Raw genomic sequence first — 26,090 nt, forward strand, 5'->3', positions numbered from 1 at the left:
GGCGGTCTCGTATAAGGGCAGGCCATACCATATCAAAAGGCACGTGTCACCGATGCGATGACCCCACTACGCGCGCGTGCTTCCATTTCACCACGCCACGCACGGACCTTCTGGCCGCTCGCGACGCTCTGGGGTACATTCCTCAGACGTTCCACCGGCCTCTCGTTCCGAGAGTGGCCGTCATGCAAGGTTCGCAATCCTGCACTGCCAGGGGAGACCGTATGACGAAGCTGAGCACGTGGCGTTTTGCACTGATTCCGGCGGCGCTCGCGTGCCAGATGGCGCACGCGCAATCCAGCGTCACGCTCTATGGAATCGTCGACGGCAGCATCCGCTACATGACGAACGTCGACAGGGCGGGCGATTCGAAAGTCGCGATGGGCAACGGCGGCATGAGCGAGAGCCGCTGGGGCATGAAGGGCGTCGAAGACCTGGGCGGTGGCTGGAGCACCTTCTTCAAGCTCGAAAACCGCTTCTATCTGAACGGCGGCCAGAGCGATCCGACGCTGCCGTTCTTCAACGAAGCGCAGATCGGCATCCGGTCCACGTCATATGGCCAGGTCATCATCGGGCGCCAGTTCAACGTGATGATCGAAGGCATCACGATCGGCGGATACGGCAGCAATCCGTGGATTCCGTACGACTTCAGCTACCAGCCGGAAGTCACGCTGTCCGGTGGCATCTGGACCAGCAACCAGGTTCAGTATCAGGCGCATTTTCACGACATCCTGTTCTCGGCGGCGTATGCGGTGGGCGGCGTCGCGGGCCACACGTCGTATGGCAGCCAGTATGGCGCGGCGATGGCGTATGCGCCGAAGGGCGGCCCGGTCAGTCTCGGCGCGGCGTACGAGGAGTCGAAGGATTCGGTCAACGGTTCGGGGTCGCTCGCGTGGACGGTCGGCGGTTCGTACACGTGGGACAAGACGCGTTTTGCTCTCGGCTACATCGTCAACCAGAACGACGCGGGCTTTTCCAACTTCGCCAATGGCCCGTTCACGGCGGCCGCGCTCGCGGCGCTCAAGTACACGGACTTCTCGAAGCGTCGCATGATCATGGGCGGCATCACGCAGCAGATCGGCGTGGCGTGGCATCTGGCCGCGAACGTCTGGCGCACGCTGCAGGACGGCAAGACGGCCGCCCAGGACGGCTCGGCGTGGCAGTATCAGCTCGTCGCTGACTACGCGCTGTCAAAGCGCACCGACGTCTATCTCGAAGGCGACTATGCGCAGTATCGCGGCGACCTGATCGGCGCGCAGCTGCAGGGCGTGAACGGTGTCGGGCTCGCGCAGAAGAGCACGCAGCTTGGCATCATGGCGGGCCTGCGTCATCTGTTCTGAGCGGGAGGGGCGAGGGCGCTCAGGTTCGCGCCCGGCTGCGGCGCGCGCGTGACGTCGTTGTTCGCGAGCCCACGCGCGCTTCCTTCGTGCTTCTTTCGTGTTCCCTCAATAGCCAGGCCCGGCGACCGCCTGCAGCTTCTGCCGCGAGCGCTGCGGATCGAGCAGCGTGAAGCCGGCAATGCCCGTCAGGATCAGCAGCACACCCGTGACCGCGAAGCCAGTCTCATAGCCCACATGATCGCTGGCTACACCGAGCAGTTTGCCCATCGCGACAGGTCCGATCAGGCCCGCCACCGTCACGATCGCGTTCGTGATCGCCAGCAACGCGCCCCGTTGCGCAGTGGGTGCGATCTCCGCGACGAGCAGCGGTCCGAACGTGAACACCTGGCTTGCCAGCGCGAACGCAACGGCCAGCAGGCCGACTTTGACGAGCGGCGACGTGCCCGAATACAGCATGCAGTACGCGATGCCGCTGACGACGCAGGCCACGCTGATCAGCGTGCCGCGCGCGCGGCGCGTCGTCACGCCGCGTTTCAACAGACGGTGTGAGAAGACGGCGAGCGCGATGCCGACGGGAATCTGCGTCGCGACCTGCAGGCCGAACAGGTTGCCGGTCTGCGTCGCATCGAAGCCGAGCCCGACGCGGAAATAAGCCGGCACCCAGGTGAGCCCGATCGCGATCACCGCATATCCGACGAAACATTGCAGCAGCACGCCGATCACCGTGCGATCGGCGAGCAGGCGCCGGTAGCTCACGCGTGTGCGCGGATCAACCGCAACGCGCAGTGCGGGCACACGGTTGCGCGGCATCGCGGACGCATTGTCGCTGGCCGTGCCGCCGCCTGCACCGCCCGTCTTGCCGACGCACAGCCACAGCAGCGTCCACAGCACGCCCACCACGCCCAGCGCGAGAAACGCCGCGTGCCAGTCCCAGCGCCCGGTCACCCAGGTGAGCAGCGGCCCGGCGATGACGACGCCCGCGGTCGCACCCAACTGGACGAACGTCGTCGGCAGGCTGCGTTCGTGATCGTCGAACCACGTGTACGCGACGTGCAGCGCGAGCGCCGCCGCGGGGCCTTCACCCGCGCCGAGCAGCACGCGGCACGCGATCAGCACCGCGAAGCTGGCCGGCCACGCGAGCGGCAACTGCGCGACGGCCCAGGTCAGCGCGAGCCCGGCCAGCAGCCATTTGACGTCGACGCGATCGGCGATGAGCCCGAAGCCGACCCCCGATAGCGAAAACAGCAGGAAAAACGCGCTGCCAACGAGGCCGAACTGCGCGTGCGTCAGGTGCATGTCGCGCATCATCGGCACCGCGACGAGGCCGAGCACGGCCTTGTCCGCGAAGTTGATCACCATGAACAGGAACAGCGATGCAACGATCACCCAGCGGCGGCTTCCACTGGCCTGTACCGGCGCCGCGTGTGCGATGCCGAGCCCCGAACCTTGTGCTTCAGGCATGGAAACCTCCCCGGAGGCGGCGGCGTCGCGGCGGGTTCGAGCGGACAGGATGGGCGTTGTGGGTCGCCCGCGCTGACGCGTGGAAGCGCTGCGCGCATGCCGGCGAACCGGATCGCAAGGCGAAATACGAAGTGGGCAAAAGTTGTCTCCTTATCTTTCTGTTCTGGCCCAACGTTCAGTGCGTGGCAACCCTGATGGTTTGCCACGCAGCGGGTTGGTCGCCGTGTTTTCGCCCATTTGAGGTGGTATAAAGGAATAATTCAAGTGCAATCTCATTATGAGGACGTTGCATCAAATGCATGAGATCAGTTCCCGCCGCCTCACCCATCTTGTCGCGCTCGCCGAGGAAGGCAGCTTCGCGCGTGCCGCGGTGCGCGTGCATCTGAGCCAGCCGGCGCTGAGCCGCAGCATCCAGGCGCTGGAAGACGAACTCGGCATGAAGCTCTTCGACCGCGCCACGCGGGGCGTCGCGGTGACCGCGGCCGGGCGTCTGCTCGTGGACCGGGCGCGGCGCGTGCTGTTCGAAACCCGCTGTCTTTTTCGCGACGTCGAACTGCTGAACGCGCATGAACTCGGCGAGGTGCGCATCGGGCTGGGTCCGTACGTGGCTGCGATTTTACTGCCCGACCTGCTGGTCGAGTTCGCGCAGCGTTTTCCCAAGATCAAGGTATCGATCGAACTGGGCGACGGCGAGGTGCTCCTCGCCAAGCTGCGCACCGAGCAGATCGATTTTCTCGTGACCGACCGGCGCGTGCCGCCCATCGTGCCCGACGTGACGATGCACCGGCTGCCGCGTCACGAGGGCGGATGGTTCGTCCGCCCGGGGCATCCGCTGCTGGCGGGCGCCGCGGTGCCGCTGTCGGCGCTGCGGGCGTTTCCGCTCGTGTCGGTGTCGCTGCCCGCGTTCATGAAGGACGCGCTGCACCGGATGCTCAAGTTCCGCTCGCACGAACAGATTCCGCTGCAGACCGAGTGCAACGATATCGCGGTGCTAAAGGGCGTGGTTGCGCAGACCGACGCCGTGATGTTCTCAACGGCATCCGCCCTGCGGCGTGACCTCGGCGCGCGGCGGCTCGCGCGCGTCACGCTGAGCAATTCGCCCAGACTGGGGCTCGAATTCGCGCTCGTGTCGCTCGCCGAGCGCACCCCTTCGCCCGCCGCGCGTTCCGCGCTGGCGATCGCGGAACAGGTGATGGCCGACGCGAAAGCCGAGGCCGAAAACTTCCTGCACACGACCGCATAGACCGGGGACTTTCCCTGGATGCCGTTGACAACGGCCGCCCGATCGCGGACGATCCGGAATCCAGATTCCGGTTCGATGCCCGCTGGCATTGCACCGCGAGACGCCACGCAGTACCGCCAGATTGCCGCGACACGCATGCCCACCGCTCAACGACGCCCCCGCGAACCGCTCCAGACCACCAGCGCTCCGCTTCAGACCCGCAGTCAGCTCGGCTTCGCGAAGATGCTGGAGGCGGGGCGCGCGCTGATCGAGGAGAGCGGCAATCTCGACGACCTGTCGATCACGGATATCGTCGAGCGCGCGGGTACGTCGATCGGCGCGTTTTACCGGCGTTTCGACAACAAGGACACGTTTTTCGACGTCGTGCAGGAACGCGTGATTGCCGAAGGGCTCGACAACGTGCGCGAAGCGCTGACGTCCGACGCCGTGTGGCAGTCGAACGAAGCGGGCGCCATCGCCGATGCGGTGATCCAGCTGTACCTGCGCGCGTTTCGCCGCAACCGCGGGCTGTACCACGCGTCGCTCCTGCGCGCGTCGCAGCGCAAATCGACCTGGGACGCGATCCGCCACAGCAACGATGAAGTCCAGGGGTTGATCGTGCCGAAGCTGGTCGATGCCCTCGCACTCGGAGCCGGCCCGAAAGCGGAGCGCGCCGCGCTCGAATTCGAAGTGCTCGCCGCGTTGCAGTTGGTGCTTGGCATGCTGGTGAACAGCGTGTTGAACGACCCGGGGCCGCTGTCGCTGACAAGTCGCCGTCTTGCGCCTTACCTTCAGCGTCAGTTTCGCCGTTGCCTCGATCTGCCGGCAGCGTAGTATTTTTTTGCATGAAACGGAACAGGAATTCCGGTATCGATTGCGCTGGATGCCTTAAGCGACCTGCCCGCCATGCTGGCGGTGGGCGTGAGCAGCAAGGAAGTTGCGCTGGAGCAGTTGCAGGCGTTCTTCGCGTGTTTTGATCAACCGTCGCGACGCATGCCGGCACTTGCCGCACGATAACGCAGACGCACGGCGACGCGTCCCGACCCGACCCGACGCGAAAATGGAGGAGACATGGAAAAAATCTGGCTGAAATCGTACCCACCCGGCGTGCCCGCGGAAATCGACACCACACCGCACGGTTCGCTCGCCGGGCTGCTCGAAGCGGCCTTTCTCACGTTCGCGACGCGCACCGCGTTCGTCTGCATGGGGCGCGAGCTGTCCTACGCCGAACTCGACAACCGCTCGCGCGCACTGGCCGCGTGGTTCCAGTCGCAAGGTCTCGAACCTGGCGCGCGGATCGCCGTGATGCTGCCAAACCTGTTGCAGTATCCGGTGACGCTCGCCGCGATCCTGCGCGCCGGTTATGTCGTCGTGAACGTGAATCCGCTGTACACGGCGCGCGAACTGGAACATCAGCTGAACGACAGCGGCGCGCAGGCGATCGTGCTGCTCGACACCTTCCTGCCGACGTTCAACGCGCTTGGGCACAATACACCGGTGCGTCACGTGGTGGTGGCTTCGGCGGGCGGCCAGACGGACACAGCGTCTACTTCGCACGTGACGTTCGACCAGGCGCTTCAGCAGGGCGCGGATGCGCCCTTCACGCGCGTCGCCATCTCGCCCGACGACGTCGCCGTGCTGCAGTACACCGGCGGCACGACCGGCGTGTCGAAAGGCGCGACGCTGCTGCATCGCAACCTGATCGCGAACGTGCTGCAATCCGAAGCATGGCGCGAAGCGGCCCTGCGCGGCCGCGACGATATCGGGCAGTACGTCACGGTCGTCGCGTTGCCGCTGTATCACGTGTTCGGGCTCACCGTGTGCGGGCTGCTGTCGATGCGAACCGGCGGTCTCGGCATCCTGATTCCGAATCCGCGCGATATTCCCGCGATGGTTCGCACGCTGCGCGGCTTTGCGATCAACGCGTTTCCGGCGGTGAACACGCTCTTCAACGCGCTCGTCAACGATCCGGATTTCGCGTCGCTCGATTTCTCGAAGCTGGTTCAGGCGACGGGCGGCGGCATGGCCGTTCAGCAGGCCGTCGCGGCGCGCTGGCAGGCGGTGACGGGCGTGCCGATCGTCGAAGGTTACGGGTTGTCGGAGACGTCGCCTTCGGTCAGCACCAGTCCGCCCGGCGCGACGGCGTTCAGCGGCTCGATCGGCGTGCCGCTGCCGTCGACGGAAATCTCGATTCGCGACGACGACGGCCGCGAAATGCCGCTGGGCGAACCCGGCGAAATCTGCATTCGCGGGCCGCAGGTGATGGCGGGCTACTGGAACCGTCCGGAAGAAACGGCGAGCGTGATGACGCCCGACGGCTTCTTCCGCTCGGGTGACATCGGCGTGATGAACGAGCGCGGTTTCGTGAAGCTCGTCGATCGCAAGAAGGACATGATCATCGTGTCGGGCTTCAACGTGTATCCGAACGAGATCGAGGATGTCGTCGCGAAACATCCGGGTGTCTTCGAAGTGGTGGCGGTCGGCGTGCCGGATGCGCATTCGGGCGAAGTCGTGAAGCTCTTCATCGTCAGGAAAGATCCGGCGCTTTCGCAGACGGACATCTTCGCGTTCTGCGCGCAGCAGCTCACCGGTTACAAGCACCCGAAGCTGATCGAATTCCGCACCGAGCTGCCAAAGAGCGCGGTCGGCAAGATCCTGCGGCGCGCGCTGCGCGACGACGCCGGTTGAGCTGAGCGCCAGCGGCTTCGTGGGTTCCTTGGTACATTTACGTCCTCGACGTCACATGCAACAGGGGGTCTACGATGCGTCTGCTTCACACCATGCTCCGGGTCGGCAATCTCGACCGTTCGATCGCCTTCTATACCGAACTGCTCGGCATGAAAGTGCTGCGCCGCAACGACTATCCGGAAGGAAAATTCACGCTTGCGTTCGTCGGCTACGAAGACGAACGCGATGGCACCGTGCTCGAACTCACGCACAACTGGGACACGGAATCGTATGAGATGGGCACGGCGTTCGGCCATCTGGCCGTCGAAGTCGACGACGCCTACGCCGCGTGCGAAAAGATCAAGGCACAGGGCGGCACGGTCGTGCGCGAAGCCGGCCCGATGAAACACGGCACGACCGTCATCGCGTTCGTGACCGACCCGGACGGCTACAAGATCGAATTCATCCAGAAGAAACCGTAACGCCCACACGCTACACGCCACATGTGTAGCGCGGCAACAAAACAGAAGGCCCGCTTTGCAAGCGGGCCTTCTGCATGGTCGCGAGATTCGCGCGATGTTAAAGCGTGGGCAGCAATTCCGGCGGATGATGCTTGAGCGTTTGCCGCGCCTCGCGGAACTCGGGAAAGATCGACTCGACCGTTTCCCAGAATCGCGGGCTGTGGTTCATCTCGCGCAGATGCGCGAGTTCGTGCGCGACGACGTAATCGATGATCGAAAGCGGAAAGTGGATCAACCGCCAGTTAAGGCGGATGCGCCCGTCGCTGGAACAACTGCCCCAGCGCGTCGCTGCTGAAGACAACGCGTACGCGCGATAATCCACGCCGAGCTTCTCGGCATAGATCGCGAGCCGCTCGCCGAAAATCCGTTTCGCCTCGCTCTGCAGCCAGCCCTGCACGCGGTCCTTGATCTGCTGCGGATCGGCGTGCTGTGGCAACGGCAGCAGGAGCGCGGCGCTGCGTGCATCGAACGCGAGCGTGCCGCGTGAAGCCGCCAGCGTCACGCTGATGGGCTTGCCGAGATACGGCACCTGCGCACCATCTTTCCAGTCGACCTGCGGCAGCGCGCGCTGCTCGACGCGGTTCTGCCATTCGTTGAGCTTCGTGAAAATCCAGCGCTGCTTTTCGGTGATGGCCGTTTCGATATCGGCGAGCGTGACCCAGCGCGGCGCGGTGATCATGAGACCCGTGCTGTCGATCGCGAAACCGATCGACCGGCGCGCCGAGCGCTTCAACAGATAGTGGAGCGTCTGCGAACCGAGGGTGAGGCTGCGCAGCTTCGTGCCGTCGGGCGCGTACAGGGCGCCCGGTTTCTGTGACGAAGGCGGCGTCAGAGAGGAGGGCGGTGACGCGGGGGAGGGCGGCATCGGGACGGCCGGCTCGGCAAAGAGCGGCAGATCGAGTTGCCGGCTATCGAGCGCCGCGGCGGGCTGCGGCTTGGGAGACTTCGGCATCGGCTTCGGCTTCGCGCTATACGCCACGTGATGGCGTGGGGCGCGTCAGATTCGGGCAGCGGCAGGCGTGCTTTGCGCAGCGCTGTACGCAGCAGGATCGATGCGACGCATTTCCGCTTCGATCCACGTTTCGACGCGCGTGTTCACTTCGTCGGGCGTGAGCCCCGTTGTCTCAATCGGCTTGCCGATCGACACTGTGACTATACCCGGATATTTGATGAACGAGTTGCGCGGCCACACGCGGCCCGCGTTGTGCGCGATCGGCACGACCGGTGCGCCGCTCGCGATCGCAAAGCGTGGGCCGCCCGTCTTGTACTTGCCCTGCTTGCCCGTCGGCGTACGCGTGCCTTCCGGGAACATGATGACCCATGCGCCTTCGGCCATGCGTGCCTTGCCCTGTCTGATCACGGAGTCGAACGCGTACTTGCCTTCCTTGCGATCGATGTGAACCATCTTCAGCATGCCGAGCGCCCAGCCGAAGAACGGCACGAAGAGCAGTTCGCGCTTGAACACATAGCAAAGCGGTCGCGGCATCAGCGCCGGAAACGCGAGCGTTTCCCACGCCGACTGATGCTTCGACAGCAGCACGGCGGGGCCGTCGGGCAGATTCTCGAGACCTTCGATCCGGTAGCGGATGCCGGTCAGCCAGCGCGCGACGTGCAGCGTCGACCTGCACCAGCCCGCGGCCATCCAGTAGCGGTTGTCGGCACGCATGAACGGAAACGCGATGAAGCACGCGGTTGCGTACGGCACGGTGAATACGACGAAATAGATCAGCAACAGGAGCGAACGGATAAAGCGCATCGGTGTGGTCAATCCATGAAAGTGACGCGTATGGGCCGCATCACTCGAGTTCTTCTGACAGGAAGTCGAGCGCGAACGCACGCAGGTCATCATGCACGATCGTGCCTTCTGGCAGGCCGCCCGCGGCGAGCGTTTTCTTGCCCTTGCCGGTCAGCACCAGATGCGGAACAAAACCGAGCGCCGCGGCCGCCTGCAGATCGCGCAGCGAATCGCCGACGCACGGCGTGTCTTCCGGATCGATCTCGAAGCGCTCGGCGATCATCTTCAGCATGCCGGGCTTCGGCTTGCGGCATTCGCATTGATCTTCCGCCGTATGCGGACAGAAGAACACGGCGTCGATGCGGCCGCCGACTGCCGCGACCATCTTGTGCATCTTCAGATGCATCGCGTTCAGCGTGTTCATGTCGAAAAGGCCACGCCCGATGCCCGACTGGTTCGTCGCGACCGCGATGCGATATCCCGCCTGCGTGAGGCGCGCGATCGCTTCGAGCGCGCCCGGCAGCGGGATCCATTCGTCTGGCGATTTGATGTACGCATCCGAATCGGCGTTGATCACGCCGTCGCGGTCGAGCACTACGATTTTTTTCACGCTGGTCGGCATGATGTGGCGCTCAGGTGGCGAGCCGCGAAATATCGGCGACGCAGTTCATCTGCTGATGCAGTGTACCGAGGAGCGCCAGACGGTTCGCGCGCAACGCCGGGTCTTCGGCGTTGACCATGACATCGTTGAAGAACGCATCGACCGGTTCGCGCAACGCGGCAAGCGCGGTGAGCGCGCCCGTGTAGTTGCGCCCGGCGAGTTGCGCCTGCACGCGTGGCGCAACCTGTTCGAGCTGCGCGTACAACGCCTTTTCGGCCGGTTCGATGAAGAGCGCGGGCTGCACGCCACCCGCCGTCGCGCCTTCCGACTTCTTCAGGATGTTCGAGATCCGCTTGTTCGCCGCCGCGAGCGAGGCCGCTTCGGCGAGCGCCGCGAATTCGCGCACCGCGTCGAGCCGCGCGACGATGTCGTCGAGGCGCGTCGGGTTCAGCGCAAGCACCGCATCGATTTCGCCTGCCGCATGGCCGCGTTCGCGCAGGAGACCCTTCAGGCGATCCATGCTGAATTCGTAGATCGCCGCCGTCGAATCGGCGACGTTCGGCACCGATGCGAACTGCGCATACGCCGCGCGCAGCAGTTCGACGAGGTCCACCGGCAACTGCTTCTCGACGAGGATACGCAGCACGCCCAGCGCATGACGGCGCAGCGCGAACGGGTCTTTTTCGCCGGTCGGTTGCAGGCCGATGCCCCAGATGCCGACGAGCGTTTCGAGCTTGTCCGCGAGCGCGACGATCGTGCCGGTGGGGGTGGCCGGCAGCGCATCGCCCGAGAAACGCGGCTGATAGTGTTCCGAGCACGCGAGCGCGACTTCTTCCGGCTCGCCGTCGTGGCGCGCGTAGTACGTGCCCATCGTGCCCTGCAGTTCCGGGAATTCGCCGACCATGTCGGTGATCAGGTCGGCCTTCGCGAGACGCGCCGCGCGCTTTGCGAGCGCGACGTCGGCGTTCAGCATGCCGGCGATCGCGCCAGCCAGCGCTTCGACGCGTTCGACGCGTTGCAGCGCCGAGCCGAGCTTGTTGTGATACACGACGTTCGCGAGCAGCGGCACGCGATCGGCGAGCGGCTTCTTCTTGTCCTGCGTGAAGAAGAACTTCGCATCGGCAAGACGCGGACGCACCACGCGCTCATTGCCCTCGATGATGTCGCCCGGCGTCTTCGTCTCGATGTTCGAGACGATCAGGAAACGCGAGCGCAGCTTGCCCGCCGCATCGGTGAGCGCGAAGTACTTCTGGTTCGTCTGCATCGTGAGGATCAGGCATTCCTGCGGCACCTGCAGGAATTCGTCCTCGAAGTTGCAGGCGTACACAGCCGGCCATTCGACGAGCGACGTCACTTCGTCGAGCAGCGCTTCGGGCATCACGACCTGATCGCCTTCAGCCTGCGCGAGTAGATGCGTGCGGATCGTTTCCTTGCGCTCCGCGAAATTCGCGATCACGCGGCCCTTGTGCATCAGCGTTTCCGCGTAGGCGTCAGCGTGCTGGATCTGCACGAAACCTTCCGACAGGAAGCGATGGCCGAGCGTCGTGTCGTCGGCGTCGACGCCGAGGGCGCTGACCGGCACGACCGTGTTGCCATGCAATGCGGTCAGACGATGTGCCGGACGCACGAACTGCACGTTGGCACCGTCGGGACGCTGATACGTCATGACCTTCGGGATCGGCAGCTTTGCCAGCGTTTCGTCGAGCGCGGCCTGCAGGCCTTCGGCGAGCGTGGCGCCAGGTGCCGCATAGCGCAGGAAGAACGCTTCGGCCTTGCCGTCCGGTGCGCGTTCGAGATCGTGTACCGGGAAATCGGGGAAGCCGAGCGCCGCGAGTTTCTTCGCGAGCGGCGCGGTGGGCTGGCCGTCCTTGTCGAGCGCCACGGAGACGGGCAGCACCTTCTCGCGCACGTGTTTTTCAGGCGCGACGTCGCGCACGTTCTGGATGACGATCGCGAGACGCCGCGGCGTGGCGTAACGTTCGAACGACGGCTCGCCGTCGATCAGGTCGCGCGCCGCGAGGCGCTGCGCGATGCCTTCGGCGAATGCGTCGCCGAGACGCGCGAGCGCTTTCGGCGGCAGTTCCTCGGTCAGCAGTTCGACGAGCAGGGTGTGTTGGGGATGAGTCATGTGTTCGTGGTCTCGTCAGTCCTGATCGATCTTGCGTTCGACTTTGAGCGGCGGCGCCCAGGCGGGCATCGCGGCGTCCTGTGCATCGGTGGTGAGGCCGGGCACGCCGTGTACCGGATTGCCGAGCATCGGGAAGCCGAGCTTTTCGCGCGAATCGTAGTAGGCCTGGGCAACGAGACGCGACAGCGCGCGGATGCGGCCGATATACGCCGCGCGCTCTGTCACGGAAATCGCGCCGCGCGCGTCGAGCAGGTTGAACGTGTGGCCGGCCTTCAGCACGAGCTCGTACGCGGGCAACGCGATCTGCGCGTCGATCATGCGCTTCGCTTCCGCTTCGTAGCTGTTGAAGAACGTGAACAGCAGATCGACGTTCGCGTGTTCGAAGTTGTACGTCGACTGCTCGACTTCGTTCTGGTGATACACGTCGCCATACGTGAGGCGACGCATTTCCGGACCGTTCGGGCCTTGTTCTTCCCATTCGGTCCAGACGAGGTCGTACACGTTCTCGACCTTCTGCAGATACATCGCGAGACGCTCGAGCCCGTAGGTGATTTCGCCGAGCACCGGCTTGCAGTCGAGACCGCCCACCTGCTGGAAATACGTGAATTGCGTGACTTCCATGCCGTTCAGCCAGACTTCCCAGCCAAGACCCCATGCGCCGAGCGTCGGGTTTTCCCAGTCGTCCTCGACGAAACGCACGTCGTTCTGCTTCAGGTCGAAGCCGAGCGCTTCGAGCGAGCCTAAGTACAGGTCGAGGATGTTTTCCGGCGCGGGCTTCAGCACGACCTGATACTGGTAGTAGTGCTGCAGACGGTTCGGATTTTCGCCATAGCGGCCGTCTTTCGGCCGGCGCGACGGCTGGACGTACGCGGCGCGCCACGGCTCGGGGCCGATCGCGCGCAGGAACGTGTGAACGTGGGACGTGCCCGCGCCGACTTCCATGTCGATCGGCTGGAGCAGCGCGCAACCCTGCTTGTCCCAGTAGGATTGCAGCGTCAGGATGATTTGCTGAAACGTGAGCATGAAGTGCCTTTCAGGCATAAGGGCCACGCCGCGGGCGCCAGGGCACGCAGGAGGGTGGCCGTGAGCAAAGTGCCAAGTCATGGATTTTAACGGAAAGGGCGCTGGGTGCGTCCTTTTACGTTATTGGTGAGTGGCAGGCCATTTTCGACTTCTACAGACGATCCGGTGATCGAGTCGCCGTCCTGACATGCCTGCGTTTGCGCGAACTGCGTGGGCTCGGTACCCGTGCGATCGATCATTCGCTGATGCAACCGGACCATGCACGACTCCATTCGCCCTTGCCGCTTTACACCGGCGACGTATTGACCGGTACCGTCGACCGTCTGCGCCGCGAAGAAATAACCGAACTGGGCGCGATGCGCCAACTGCCGACCACGCGCGAAAGAGCGATCGCCGCGAGATAGTCGAGCGGGAAGGTGGGGGATATGAAGCTCCCTTGAGAATGAATGACGATGGATGCGTCAAGCGCGCGTCGGAGCGAACCCACGCACGGGCACGTGGCGCTGAATGCATGCACGTCCGCATACAGGCAATGATGGTTGTCGAGCGCGTTGTCGTCGATTGTTGCATCGACAGCGGAGCCAGCCGCACGTTCGGCGGCACTGCCAACGAGTCCGCGCATGAGCGCTCATGTGGCTGAACATCACGTCGCTGGCGGAAATCGTAATCGGTCTGTCTGTCGCGGCGCGACGGTGCCAACAAACCCGCTGTACGTCGTAACGGCCCGCGACGGAAATTCTTTAGGTTTTCATATGTGAAAAAGCGTGAATTTCGAGATTTTCTACTTTGGAGTGTGGCCACGCTTATGCTACTTTCGCGTTTCGAAAAGTAATTCGTAGTATGAAATAGTCAATAAAATGTAAAAAATCCGGACAACGGACGATGAATAATCATATCTACCGGCTTGTGTTCAGCAGGCCGCGGGGCATGCTGGTCGCTGTCGCCGAAACGGCTGTTGCGACAGGCAAAGCAGATCGGGGTGAAACCACCGCGCATCGTTCTTCCACGCGCCCGGCGGTTTCGCTGTTCATGTTGCGGCACGCGGCACTGGGTGCATTGATGCTGGCCGGTGCGGTGACGGCGGTACATGCGCAGATTGTGCCGGGTGGCACCAACGCGCCGTCGGTGATCCAGACACAGAACGGTCTGCCACAGGTCAATGTGAACAGACCGTCGGGCGGCGGGGTATCGATGAATACCTATAGCCAGTTCGACGTTCAGAAAAGCGGGGCGATCCTCAATAACTCGCCCACAGTCGTGAACACGCAGCAGGCGGGCTATGTCAACGGCAATCCGAATTTCGGCCCGGGCCAGTCCGCACGCATCATCGTCAATCAGGTCAACAGCCTCAATCCATCCCAGCTACGGGGTTACGTAGAGGTGGCAGGCAGCCGGGCAGAGGTGGTGGTGGCAAACCCATCAGGTCTGGTGATCGACGGGGGCGGATTTATCAACACCAGCCGCGCGATCCTGACGACTGGTGTTCCTCAGTTTGATGGAAGTGGCGCACTCACGGGCTTCGATGTTTCGGGTGGACTGGTGGCGGTTCAGGGACAGGGGCTGAACGCGTCTAACGTTGATCAGGTGGACCTGATTGCCCGCGCCGTGCAGGCAAACGCAGCGATCTACGGCAACACGCTGAATGTCGTCACGGGCGCGAACCACGTCGATCACGATACGCTCGCGGCAACACCGATCGCGGGGAGCGGCGCCGCTCCTTCGGTTGCGATTGACGTGAGCCAGCTCGGCGGCATGTATGCGAACCGGATTTTTCTTGCCAGTAACGAACATGGCGTGGGCGTTTCGAACGAAGGTGTCATTGCCGCTCAGGTGGGCGACCTGACACTCACCACGCAAGGTCGTCTTGTGCTGTCGGGCCGCACCACCGCAAGCGGCAATATGGCGCTCTCGGCCACCGGTGGGCTCGACAATAGCGGCACCACATACGCACAGCAGGGCATATCGATCAATACCGCCGCGGACCTCACGAACAGCGGCACGCTCGCCGCGCAGCAGAATACGACTGTCAACGCGGGCACCGTCGCCTCGACTGGCACGCTTGGCGCCGGGATCAACACCGACGGTTCGATTGCGAACGCAGGCGACCTGAACGTGTCCGCATCCGGCGTGCTGTCGGCGACGGGCCACAACGCGGCGGGCGGCAACGCGTCCCTTTTTGGGGCGTCAATGAACCTCGCGGGCGCTCAGACGTCGGCCAACGGTAACCTCGCCCTCAGCGCGGGCGCGGGCGATCTGAACCTCACGGGTGCTACTACCACCGCAGGCGGCACGCTGTCAGCGAACGCGCAGGGGACGTTGACGAATGACAACGGTGCGCTTGCCGCGTCCGGCGGGCAAACGATTGTGGCTGGCGCCCTGTCGAACGCGGGCGGCCAGATCATTTCGCAGTCGACACTCGACATCCATACCGCTGGCGCCGTAAACAACCGCCAGGGCATCCTCCAGGCGGCCGGGCATGAGAATGTCAATGCCGCCTCGCTCGACAATACGGCAGGCCGTGTTGTTTCGTTAAACGCGGACGGGTTGGGCGTGAGCACGAGCGGCGCGCTCGTCAATGCGACGGGCACCACGGCCACAGGCGCAACAGGCGGCGTCATCGGCGGCAACGGTGCGCTGGACCTGTCCGCAGCCTCGATCTCGAACCAGGGGCAAATCGACGCAAGCGGTAACGCAAGCGTGCGCGCCCAGTCGCTGGTCAACGATGCTGGCAGCATCGCCGCAGGCGGCAATCTCGCCATGACGGTCAGCGGGGCGCTCAGCAACCGCAGCGGTACGCTCTCAGGTTCTGACACGTCGGTGTCGGCCGTCTCGGTGGACAACACCACGGGCACGATCGAAGGCGACCAGCTGGCCCTTTCGACCACAGGTGACCTCGTCAATCGCAATGGCGGCAACATCCGCCAGTACGGAAGCGCCGACCAGAGCGTTTCCGTCGGCGGCACGCTTGACGATACGGGCGGCACGATCGCGTCCAATGCGAATAACCTCAACGTATCAGCGCAGTCACTCACGAACGACAGCGGGATAATCCAGCACGCCGGCACGGGGACACTCACTGTCACGACGCTGGGCGCATTGTCGAACGTCAACGGGCAGATCGCGACCAATGGTGCGCTCAACACACAGGCCGCAAGCCTGGACAACACGACGGGCAGCATATCTGCGCAGGATGCGATGACGCTCGATGCGGGCAATGGCGTCATGAACCACGGCGGCACGCTTTACGGGCAGGCTGGTCTGACGGCGACCACGCAGGGCGCGTTCGACAACAGCGCGGGCTCCGTGCAAACAGGCGGCAATCTGTCGGTGATGGCCGGCGGCGCGCTCTCGAATGCGAATGGCACGATTTCGGCGAACGGAGCGCATGGCGCGGCGACTGTTTCGGCCGCGAGCATCGATAACACCTCCGGCATGCTCACGAACAGCGGCGATGGCTCGACCGCGGCCACGGCGGTCACTGGCATCACGAATACCGGCGGCACGCTGGGCGGTAACGGAGACGTGACGGTTGACGCGCAGACGCTCACCAATACCGCAAACGCGAAGCTTGTCGCGGGCGGCGCAGCTAACCTGAACGTGTCGGGTGGCCTCAATAATTCGGGCGGTACGATATACGGCGGCACGGCGCTGAACATCAACCAGTCCGGCGCCACGGTGACAAACGATGGTGGCACGCTCGAAGGTAGCCAGGACATATCGGTGCAGGTCGCATCGCTTTCCAACGCAGGTGGTGCGATCAGGGCCAACCGGGACATCACGGCGAGTGGCGCGATGAGCGGTGACGGCGTGATGGCAGCGGGTGGCAACCTGTCGCTGACGGCCACCGGCGACTACACCAACAGCGCATCAAACAGCCTGCATGCGGACGGTAACCTGTCGGTCGCGGCGACAGGGACGCTCACGAACAGCGGCGCGCTTGCCGCAGGCGGCGCCACGACAGTGTCCGGCGCGAGCGTGGTCAACCAGGCCGGCGCCGATATCGACGGCACAACCACGACAGTCAACGCGTTGGGCTCGCTCATTAACGCGGGCCGTATCGAGGGCAACACGGTCACGACGAACAGCTCGACGCTTGCCAACACGGGCACGGTGATCGGCAATACCGTGCAGGTCAATGCCAGCGATGTGCAGAACAGTGGTGCTGCGGCCGTGATCGCGGCCGCACAGACGCTGAAAATCCACGCGTCCAATTCAGTATCGAACACCGATGGTGCATTGATCTACAGCGCGGGGAACCTCGAAATCGCAAAGGACGGTGTGCGCGATGGGTCGGGCATGCTCGCGGACCAGACCGGCACCCTCACGAACAGTGCCTCGACGATCGAGGCGGCGGGTGACATCGACATTGCCGCGCACACCGTCAACAACCTTCGCACGGGCGTCGTTACGCAGGCCGGCGCCGCGCAGAATACCGGCTCCACAACGCTTACGCTCTGGACGGGGGGCATGTCGATCGATGAACTCGGCTCCTACCAGAGTTCGGTGTACTCGCAGTGGAACTGGAATCCGGGCGGCATCGGCACGGAGAGCATCGGCAAGCTTGCGCAGCCCATTACGGTGACGGTGCCCAAATCGCAGGTCACGAACCTGGATGCGACGGCCCAGACGTTTTCACTTACGCAGCCGTTGACCGACACGTACGTCAGTGCCTCAACTCCGCTGGTTCAGGTTTGCAACAGTCACGACTTTTGCCACTACGAAAACACCAGCGCGACGCGCACCATCACGAACAATGCGACCCAGTGGTACAACAGCATCGCCGATAACGGCAGCACGTACACGATCACGTTCTGGCCGGACTACAACCCCAGCACGAACATCCGCCCGGACCAGGTGTCGATGCGCTATGACCTGGGCACCGACAGCCACGACTACGCCGAGATGTCGCGCACGGTGACGACGACTGGCACCACCGACCAGCTCGTGAGCGCGGGCACGCAGGCCACTCTCCGGGCGCAGGGCGCGATCCGTATCAACTCGGACGGCGGCGCCATCAACAATGCCTCGTCAACGATGGCTGCGGGCGGTGATCTCATCCGTCGCGCCACGGGCGGCAGCGTGAACGACACGGGTACGGTGCTGCAGCAGACCATCACGCAGGATGCGCAGTCGACCTACTACTGGCACCAGAAGACAGGCGGCGACTCCGATACAAAGGTTGTCGACGACGGCATCACGCAGAGTACGACGACCGTGGCGGCGCTGCCCGCGATCGCGACGGCCAATGGCGCGGTGCAGACCGGCGCACAGACCATTAATGTCGCAAGCGTCAATCGCGTTGGCCAGACCGTGAGCGGCTCCGGCGTGACCGGCGGCGACGCGACGGGCACGCAGCTCGGCAACCTGTCGGGACAGACGCATCGTCCGCAGACCCTGGGTAGCGCCTCGGGTGGCATTCCGAACCTGACGTTGCCCGTGAACGGGCTGTACACATACCAGACGTTGCCCGGCTCGACGTACCTGATCGCAACCGATCCGCGCCTGACAAGCTACAGCAGTTTCATCTCGAGCAACTACATGCTCAGCGCGCTTGGCCTGAATCCGCAAACCACGGAGAAGCGGCTGGGGGATGGCGCCTATGAAGAGCAACTGGTGATGGACCAGGTCACGCAACTGACCGGTCGCACGTTTCTGGGTTCGTACACCGACAATCTCGACGAATACACGGCGCTGATGAACAACGGCGTCGCGTATGCGAAGGCGTTCGATCTGACCCCGGGCGTCGGGCTGACTGATGCGCAGATGCAGCAGCTTACGACCGACATGGTCTGGCTCGTGTCGCAGACCGTGACCTTGCCGGATGGCACGCAGCAGACCGTGCTGGTGCCCAGGCTCTATCTGGCACAGGGCGACACCGTCGACCTGCAGGATAGCGGTGCAATCGTCGCGGGTAACGCGGTGAGCCTGAACGCCACGGGCGACGTGAGCAATAGCGGCCACATCGTGAGCGACGTGGCGACGACCGTGCTCGGCAACAACATCGTCAACAGTGGCGTGATCGGCAGTAGTGGCACGACGACGGTCGCGGCTGTTCAGGATGTGCGCAATGTGAGTGGCCGTATCGGTGGTGCCGAAACCGTGGTGCTGGCCGGGCGGGATGTGGTCGACGAAACGGCGACCTCCAACGTTTCGAACACGCTGCACGAGGGCGGCTTCACTTCAAGCGCGTCTTCCCAGAGCACGCAGGCGACCGGCACGATCTCGGCGTCTGACAATGCGGTGGTTCTGGCCGGGCGTGATGTGAACCTTGCCGGTGCGGCGATCCAGTCGGGCAACAACACATTCGTCGGTGCGGGTCGGAATATCAATGTTGGCACGACGACGTTGGCGGCAACGCAGGACGCGGGCACCAACGACGGGCTGAATGGCGGCCATGACGGCACGACGAAGAATGTCGGTAGCACGATCACGACGGGCGGCAGCTTCACGAGTGTGTCGGGCGGCGACACCACGCTCACCGATGCCACAGTGAAGTCGGGTAGCGATGCGACGCTGATCGCGGCGAACAATCTGACGGTGACGGCGGCGACAGATACGCATTCCCACAATGAGCAGTCGCTTGGCGGACCCCTGTCGAAGCACACGAGTTCGAGCTACGACGAGACGGTACAGGGCAGCAACCTGAACGCCGGCAACAACCTGACGCTGGGCGCGGGCCAGACGGCGACTGCTTCCGGGCTGCTATCGCAGTATCACGTGAGTGTGGCCGGGGATGCGCCGGGCGGCGGTGGCAATCTGTCGGTGCTGGGTTCTAGCGCAACGACCGGTTCCACGGCTGCGGACGGTACGACAAACGGTGGCGTGACCACGCTCGCTGCAACTGGCGACGTGACGATCGGCTCGGTGAGCGAAACCCACGATTCGCAGAGCTGGTCGCATACGGATCACTCGGGTTTCCTGTCGAGCGACAAAACGACTGACCGGACGTCCTCGCACACGGTTGATGCGGCCGGCTCGACCGTCTCGGGCGATACGGTGAGCGCAATGGCCGGCCACGACCTGACAATCGCGGGGTCGACCGTCGCTTCGACGAACGACATGGCGCTGTCGGCCGGACACGACCTGACGATCACGACCACGCAGGACACGAGCGAGAGCAGCCATTTTCATGAGGAAACGAAGTCGGGGCTTGGTGCGACCGGCGGGGCGGGTATTTCGTATGGCACGAGCGATACGAAGGACACGACGAACGACAGTTCGGTGGCGCAGAACGGCAGTCTGGTCGGCAGCACGAACGGCAGCGTGAGGATGACGGCGGGCAACAACCTGCACATCACCGGCAGCGACGTGATCGCGGCGCAGGATGTAACGGGTACGGCGGCGAACGTGATCATCGATGCGGCGACCGGCACGAATCATCACGACGAAACGCAGGAGACGAAGACGAGTGGATTTACGCTCGGTATAGGCGGGTCCGTGGGACAGGCGATCTCCAGCGCAGTTGACCAGGCTCACGCCGAGGGCGACAGTCAGGATGGGCGTGCCAAGGCGCTGCACGCGATCGCGGCGGTGGGCAATGCGGGGGATGCAGCCGGGCAGCTCGCTTCGGGGGGCACGCCGGACGTGAGCATCGAGTTGAGCTGGGGGACGAGCCAGTCGAAGAACACCTTCACGGAAGACCAGGCGACGCAGACAGGCTCGACCGTGAAAGCAGGCGGCACGGTGGCGTTCACGGCGACTGGTAACGACACGCCGGGCAGCGGCAACATCACTATTGCAGGCTCGGACGTGAGCGGAAAGGACGTTGCGCTGACTGCAAAAGACCAGGTGAATCTGCTGAACTCGACGAACGCGGATTCGACCCGTAGCACCAATAAATCGAGCAGCGCGAGCGTTGGCGTGTCGTATGGCACCAAAGGCTGGGGTGTATCGGCCTCGATGTCCAATGCCCATGGCGACGCGAATTCGGATGCGGCAACCCAGAACAACACGCATGTGACGGCGAGCAATGCCGTGTTGATCGTCTCGGGCGGCGACACGAACATCATCGGTGCGGATGTGAGCGGCAAGCACGTGTCGGCGGATGTGGGCGGCAACTTGAATATCGCATCGATACAGGACACGACGCAGAGTAGCGCCCATCAGGAAAGCACGAGCGGCGGGTTCAGCATCAGCCAGGGCGGCGGCAGCGCGAGCTTCAGCAGCCAGCACGGCAGCGCGAGCGGCAGCTATGCGGCGGTCAGCGAGCAGGCGGGGATTCAGGCGGGCACCGGCGGTTTCGACATCAACGTGAAGGGCAACACGGACCTGACGGGGGCGTACATTGCGAGCGATGCGGACCCCACGCGTAACACGCTCACCACAGGCACCTTGACGTATTCGAACATTCAGAATCACTCGGATTACAGTTCGTCGACGAGCGGTTTCAGCGCCAGTACACAGGGCGCCACGCCCATGATCGGTCAGTCCGACAGCGGCCATTCGAGTGCCACGGCGAAGAGCGCCGTCAGCCCGGGCACGATCACCCTGACCAACGCAGCGGGCCAGACACAGGACGTCGCCAGTCTGAATCGCGATACGTCGAGCCTGAACGGGACGGTCGCGAAGCTGCCGGATGTGAGCACGGTGCTGGGGAAAGAGACCGATGTGATGAACGCGGCGAACGCGGCTGGCGAGGCAGTGGCGAAGGATGTTGGGACCTATGCGGACTATCGTGAGAAGTCGGCGAAGGACGGTGCGAAAGCGGCAAACCTGCTGGGGGAAACAGACCAGGCCGCTCAATACCAGCAGGACGCGGCGGACTGGTCGGAAGGTGGTGCGGATCGTGTTGGTATGCACATTGTTGCGGGTGCGGTGATTGGCGGACTGGGTGGAGGCGGGGCCATCGACGCGCTGGGTGGTGCAGCCGGTGCGGGCCTGTCTGCGACGCTGGCGCCGAAGCTGAATGATCTGAGCCAGACGATTGCGGATGCGGATCCGACCGGCAATGCCACCGTCGACCGAATGCTGGGGCAGGGTATTGCAAACGTCGTGGCCGGAGCGGCGGGGGCGGCCGTGGGTGGCAATGCGGGTGCCTTTACCGCGTCGAATACGGACATGTACAACCGGCAGTTGCATCAGAGCGAATACGACCTCGCCAAGAAGGAAGCTAAGTTGGTCGCACAGCAACTCGGTATTTCGGTTGAAGATGCTGAAGGCCGAATCGTTGCGGAGTTGCAGCGTAACGTTGATGGGCAGACGGCACAGGCTGACGGTGGTGTGCATGACTACCAGGTGCGATCTATCCTTGGTTGCCAGATGCTTGAGTGCAATGCGTCATCGATCGATCCGAACTACTGGAATCACGGATATAACTCCCAGTACATAGCATCGAATCAGGTCGCGTACACACTTGGTCTTTCGCAAGGCACCAACGGGCAAACGTACAATGGCCTCGTTACGAGTAATGTGCAGAACAACCCGATAAGTACTGCGATTGCTGGCGCAGGGATGATTGGATTGGGTACTGTGACCGGCGCGGGGCTCGCTACATTGGGGATGATGGGCGCAGGTTCCACAATAGGGATGGCTGCAAATGGCGGTGTCCAGTTGTACAACAGCCAGCCGTTCGACTGGGCGGGTTTCGGAATGGCGGGTCTGACTGGCGGCGCTTCTACCGGAATGGGATTTATACCCGCATTGCTTATCAATACCGGCGGAGCGCTGGCTAGCTCGGCAATCGCCGGTCAGAACCCGAATGGTTCGATGGCAGGCGCGGCTGCGGGAACGGCTGTGGGCTATCCACTTGGCGCCGCTGCTGAGTCTGGTCTCAACAAGGCGTTGAATCCGTGGTATCGCCAGGAATGGATAGATATTGGGATCGGGATTTCAAAGTATGTGCCGGAGAGCCTAATTCCATCGTGGGCTGGTGCCGCCTTGGGCGGTGTTGCGCAGGAGAAGGCCGGGGGAGCGGTGCAAAACAAAGTAGATGGAGCCACCAATAAATGAAGCCCAAGACTAGCTTCGAACTGTTTCGCTGGATGTACTACGTGTTGCTCTGGCTAATTGTTATGGGACTTGGCGTCGCCATCATTGAGCTGGCAGTTGGCCCTGCCCTTCAATGGCTATTGAATGACATTCCCTACCGGCTGCCCACATGGGAGCGTGCAGGCCGGATGACCTTGTTCATTGTATTCATGGGCTTCTTTGCGGGCACAGTGACGTGGTTTTGCGAAAAGAAGGCGTCTGGCCGATAAATCCGGGCGAATCATCGACATGTACAACCGGCAGCTACATCCGGACGAGCGGCAATGGGCGAAAGATAACGCCAAACAGTTTGCACAGTTCTACGAGGACAAGACCGGCCAGTCGATCACGGCGGATCAGGCGCAGAACATGTTGCTGGCGAACGGTTACCGTCTGGTCGATGCAGCAGCAAGCAAGGGGCCTGGTGGCGACGCGACTTATTAGCCAGAACAGCAACGGACTGTTCACGGCGACGCCGGCGGAGTACAACAGTCCGTTCCTGTATGGCAATAGCAATCACTCATTGACGCCGGAGCAGGCGGCACTTCCAGGGGCGGTTGCTAATCCGGCTGCGGGTCTCGCCGCTGCGGCGCTGATAACGGGCGGTCTTGCTGCGGGTCCGGCGTTGGCCGCTTTGCCAGGTGCACCAATCTTTAGTGCGAGCGGCATTCTAGGTTCGGGTACGTGGGTCTCGCCGGTTGGGACAGGGTTGATCAGTGCGGGTTCGCAATACCTTCAGAATGGGACGATCAACCCGGTGGACCTGGCAACCAGCTTTGGTACCGGCATGGCAGGTGCATATGGCGGGCTGGCGTGGAATGTGTTTGTGAACGGCGCGGGTGGTGCGGCAGGTACGGCGATCAATAACGTTGTATATGGCAAGAACGACAGCATCATTGGATCGGGCATTACAAGTGGCGCGTTTAGCACGGTTGGTTACGGCGCAGGTTTGCTTACGGGGAACACGATCAATTCGGCGATGCGACCAACTATTGATAACGCAGGATCTTGGGTTAGCACTGGGGTTTGGTCAGGCGGTGGCTACAATATTTTTAACCCAAACAATACGGCAGTTATCGGTGCAGGATTCCTTGGCGGAACGATGCAGGAAATCATACAAAGCACAATCAGCAATATGCAAAAACCAGGGAGCGGGAAATGATTGGCCGATTAGCCGTGGTGTTCTTGCGCACGAGTTGTATTTGGTTGGTTGCGTGTTCGATCGCGTGGGTTGGAGGCAGTTACCTGTACGCTACTTTTAATGGCTTACATTACTCTCCGGGATTGCGTGATGTAGCTGCTGTAGTTCGACTTGCTTTCTTCATATCGCTAGCATTTGCGCTGATGGCCTGGATGAAAATACGGAGTTGACAACAACCCCGGCGCTGGCCGGGGTTGTTGTTTGCGAGTGTTGTTCAGTTGCGTCTGCTGAGTCGTTGCCGCGTATGGGCCCAGTAATGCTATTTTTAGCGTCGGGGACGGTAGTACTGATGCGTCGAGCGCGAGCAATTCAACAAATCAGTCGGGGAAATCCGATCCAGCAAACACTAAAGTTCCGTCTTCGATCCTGGGTCGTGATGGAAAGTTACCGGCCGGGATTGGCGGGACGGGTACGCCGATCCCGATGGAGCCGACCAGCAACCCTAGCGCAACAGCAGAGCAATTCGCAAAGGCGGCGTTCAACGGTCAGATGCCGGTCAAGGTCGTGAATAACATTACGGGCGAAGGGAGTTGGGTTGCTATCATGCCCGACGGAACAGCCATTACTTATCGACCTGCGGGACAGGCTTCCACAGCAACGGCGACAACTACGGCGACCGTTGAAATCAACAGCGCAGCGGTTAGAAACATCAACAATGGCAATGTGGCTAAGTTCAAATTTCCCGGCGAGTGAGGAGCCAATGTTCTCGTTTCCAGCTAATAGTTACCAGCGGCAACTCATTGTTGCTGCTCTAGATGACTTCACGCCGAATGCAGCCTTTCCGGATTTTTTGGGTGGGCAGTATGGGTCCAATCCTGAAGTATGGAAGCAAGCGGTATTGGACTTTCTTTGCATCAATCTAAGGTGTGGGCTTATTGAAGCTACGCACAGACCTGAGCTTTCGCAACGCCGAGATGTGCAAGCACTCGAAGTCCTCTTGAGGCAGGGGGATATGGAGAATGGGTTGCCGACCGATATCGTTTGGGACGCTTTGTACTTCAATGGAACAGAAAAGCTCAACGCATTGCTCGAAGGCATAGGTATGCGGACGTGGGATGCGGTCGCGCGTGGTCCAGATTCGTGTTTGATTTCTGAGTTAGCAAATCTCTATGCGAATAGTGCGAATAGTTGGTCGGGGTATGTGCCCGGTAATGCGATACTCAAAAACGGTGGTGATAGCGATGTTCAACAAGAACCTTATGACGAGATTGAGCGATTGATGAGTGAATCGCTCGCGCAAGTTGAAAGAGAAATATCTGAACGAGATCGCAACGACGTCGCCGAATATATTGAGTTTGGTGAATATGGCGTGGCTTATGAGTTGCTGACTTGTGTTCTTGACAAGCAGCAGATCGTCTACCCGGCACCATTAAATATCGCTGGGAAGATGATGGGTATGAGTCGCTAACGTAACAAACAGCAAGCCCAGCCATAGGACCGAGTTCGCTGTTTGTAGAGTCGTTCAATCCGGCGTGATGACACTTTACTTTTTCTATTCTTTCGGAGAACAATTGAAAATTGAGGAAGCGCGATGATGCGCAATTTGCAGCTTTTTGTCCGTACATTAACGGCAGGTGGCATTTTCATATTCACGGCCGGTTGCACGCCAACGCACTATGTCACTACTGCAACGCCCGATTACGATTCGACCGTATCGGCGCGCATGCGTATCCAGTCAGGCAACGACCTGCAAGCCGCTTCGTTCAGAGTGGGCGCGTGCTACTCGAATGCGTGGCAGAGCGACTCGCAGCGGGTCAGCGTAGATGATGGTTTCTGGGCACGCTACAAATACTCGTCACGCAGCGTCGTGATTGGTATGCCACAGAGTCCTCGGTCGTGGATGCGTATTGAAGGCCTGCGTTTCAAGGACATAATCCGGGAATACGTCGTTCCAGCTGGGCAGCCGATCACGTTATCGATGAGTACAGCCGGTGACGTAGGTAGCAGCAAGTATGGCGGCTATTCGTGGTCCTGCAAGCCGCACGAGATGACTTTCACGCCGGTCGCTGGGCAAGACTACGACGTGTACATGGCTTTGCAGGAAGAAGGACGCAAGTCGCATAGCTGTTCGATCGAGGTTCGCCGAATCGACGCAGGCGGACTGGACGAACCTGTGCAAACACGTTACGCGCCTAAATGTCCGTCGCCCGACACGGAGACCACAACACGACGGGGGCCGTGAACGGCGGCACGCAGTCAAGTCCATAAAAAATAATAGAGAAAAATTC

At 62.3% G+C, this 26,090-nt stretch carries 19 protein-coding genes; 12 read left to right on the top strand and 7 right to left on the bottom strand.

Annotation, left to right across the window (positions count from 1 at the left end; all coding sequences use genetic code 11):
* The first annotated feature begins 221 nt into the window (after positions 1 to 221).
* A complete protein-coding gene (locus BLV45_RS01515) occupies positions 222 to 1,337 on the top strand; it encodes a porin (RefSeq protein ID WP_090527960.1) in 1,116 nt (371 codons plus the stop codon).
* 105 nt (positions 1,338 to 1,442) lie between these two features.
* Here BLV45_RS01515 and BLV45_RS01520 read toward each other — a convergent pair whose 3' ends face one another.
* A complete protein-coding gene (locus BLV45_RS01520; protein WP_090527963.1) occupies positions 1,443 to 2,798 on the bottom strand; it encodes an MFS transporter in 1,356 nt (451 codons plus the stop codon).
* A gap of 295 nt (positions 2,799 to 3,093) precedes the next feature.
* Here BLV45_RS01520 and BLV45_RS01525 point away from each other — a divergent pair, with 295 nt between their 5' ends.
* The 4 genes from BLV45_RS01525 to gloA all read left to right on the top strand — a co-directional run bounded on the left by BLV45_RS01525 (position 3,094) and on the right by gloA (position 7,169).
* The gene (locus BLV45_RS01525; RefSeq protein WP_176954049.1) at positions 3,094 to 4,041 is read left to right on the top strand and encodes a LysR family transcriptional regulator; all 948 of its coding nucleotides are present in this window, start codon (positions 3,094 to 3,096) and stop codon (positions 4,039 to 4,041) included.
* Between the two features lie 135 nt (positions 4,042 to 4,176).
* Positions 4,177 to 4,854: a TetR/AcrR family transcriptional regulator gene (locus BLV45_RS01530; RefSeq protein WP_176954050.1), complete on the top strand. Its 678-nt coding sequence runs from the start codon at positions 4,177 to 4,179 to the stop codon at positions 4,852 to 4,854.
* 237 nt (positions 4,855 to 5,091) lie between these two features.
* Complete coding sequence (locus BLV45_RS01535) at positions 5,092 to 6,708, top strand: AMP-binding protein (protein WP_090527971.1); 1,617 nt, start codon at positions 5,092 to 5,094, stop codon at positions 6,706 to 6,708.
* A gap of 74 nt (positions 6,709 to 6,782) precedes the next feature.
* Positions 6,783 to 7,169, top strand: a complete 387-nt coding sequence (gloA, locus tag BLV45_RS01540) for a lactoylglutathione lyase (RefSeq protein ID WP_090527973.1) — start codon at positions 6,783 to 6,785, stop codon at positions 7,167 to 7,169.
* A 97-nt stretch (positions 7,170 to 7,266) separates the two neighbouring features.
* Here the strand turns inward: gloA and BLV45_RS01545 are convergent, their stop codons facing one another.
* From BLV45_RS01545 to BLV45_RS26890, 6 genes are all read right to left on the bottom strand, one after another.
* Complete coding sequence (locus tag BLV45_RS01545) at positions 7,267 to 8,160, bottom strand: M48 family metallopeptidase (protein WP_090530936.1); 894 nt, start codon at positions 8,158 to 8,160, stop codon at positions 7,267 to 7,269.
* Between the two features lie 45 nt (positions 8,161 to 8,205).
* A complete protein-coding gene (locus tag BLV45_RS01550; protein ID WP_090527976.1) occupies positions 8,206 to 8,964 on the bottom strand; it encodes a lysophospholipid acyltransferase family protein in 759 nt (252 codons plus the stop codon).
* Between the two features lie 40 nt (positions 8,965 to 9,004).
* Entirely contained in the window at positions 9,005 to 9,565 is a 561-nt protein-coding gene (gene gmhB / locus BLV45_RS01555; RefSeq protein ID WP_090527978.1) for a D-glycero-beta-D-manno-heptose 1,7-bisphosphate 7-phosphatase, read from the bottom strand.
* Positions 9,566 to 9,575: 10 nt separating this feature from the next.
* Positions 9,576 to 11,672 (bottom strand): glycine--tRNA ligase subunit beta, encoded by a 2,097-nt coding sequence (gene glyS, locus BLV45_RS01560; RefSeq protein WP_090527981.1) that lies wholly within the window; start codon positions 11,670 to 11,672, stop codon positions 9,576 to 9,578.
* 15 nt (positions 11,673 to 11,687) lie between these two features.
* The gene (glyQ, locus tag BLV45_RS01565) at positions 11,688 to 12,695 is read right to left on the bottom strand and encodes a glycine--tRNA ligase subunit alpha (RefSeq protein ID WP_090527984.1); all 1,008 of its coding nucleotides are present in this window, start codon (positions 12,693 to 12,695) and stop codon (positions 11,688 to 11,690) included.
* Between the two features lie 286 nt (positions 12,696 to 12,981).
* Entirely contained in the window at positions 12,982 to 13,317 is a 336-nt protein-coding gene (locus tag BLV45_RS26890) for a hypothetical protein (protein WP_143130373.1), read from the bottom strand.
* 260 nt (positions 13,318 to 13,577) lie between these two features.
* Here BLV45_RS26890 and BLV45_RS01575 point away from each other — a divergent pair, with 260 nt between their 5' ends.
* From BLV45_RS01575 to BLV45_RS01595, 7 genes are all read left to right on the top strand, one after another.
* Complete coding sequence (locus BLV45_RS01575; RefSeq protein ID WP_090527989.1) at positions 13,578 to 22,643, top strand: two-partner secretion domain-containing protein; 9,066 nt, start codon at positions 13,578 to 13,580, stop codon at positions 22,641 to 22,643.
* Complete coding sequence (locus BLV45_RS01580) at positions 22,640 to 22,891, top strand: hypothetical protein (RefSeq protein WP_090527992.1); 252 nt, start codon at positions 22,640 to 22,642, stop codon at positions 22,889 to 22,891. The genes BLV45_RS01575 and BLV45_RS01580 overlap by 4 nt, the downstream gene beginning before the upstream one ends.
* A gap of 19 nt (positions 22,892 to 22,910) precedes the next feature.
* A complete protein-coding gene (locus tag BLV45_RS01585; RefSeq protein WP_090527995.1) occupies positions 22,911 to 23,105 on the top strand; it encodes a hypothetical protein in 195 nt (64 codons plus the stop codon).
* A complete protein-coding gene (locus BLV45_RS26895) occupies positions 23,062 to 23,823 on the top strand; it encodes a hypothetical protein (protein WP_143130374.1) in 762 nt (253 codons plus the stop codon). The genes BLV45_RS01585 and BLV45_RS26895 overlap by 44 nt, the downstream gene beginning before the upstream one ends.
* A 462-nt stretch (positions 23,824 to 24,285) precedes the next feature.
* The gene (locus tag BLV45_RS26900; RefSeq protein ID WP_143130375.1) at positions 24,286 to 24,555 is read left to right on the top strand and encodes a hypothetical protein; all 270 of its coding nucleotides are present in this window, start codon (positions 24,286 to 24,288) and stop codon (positions 24,553 to 24,555) included.
* 7 nt (positions 24,556 to 24,562) lie between these two features.
* On the top strand, positions 24,563 to 25,270 hold the full coding sequence (locus BLV45_RS01590; RefSeq protein ID WP_090527998.1) for a hypothetical protein: 708 nt from the start codon (positions 24,563 to 24,565) through the stop codon (positions 25,268 to 25,270).
* A gap of 123 nt (positions 25,271 to 25,393) precedes the next feature.
* Positions 25,394 to 26,044: a hypothetical protein gene (locus BLV45_RS01595; RefSeq protein ID WP_245753093.1), complete on the top strand. Its 651-nt coding sequence runs from the start codon at positions 25,394 to 25,396 to the stop codon at positions 26,042 to 26,044.
* The last annotated feature ends 46 nt before the right edge of the window (positions 26,045 to 26,090 follow it).

The organism is Paraburkholderia sartisoli, assembly GCF_900107685.1.
Taxonomy (GTDB): domain Bacteria; phylum Pseudomonadota; class Gammaproteobacteria; order Burkholderiales; family Burkholderiaceae; genus Paraburkholderia; species Paraburkholderia sartisoli.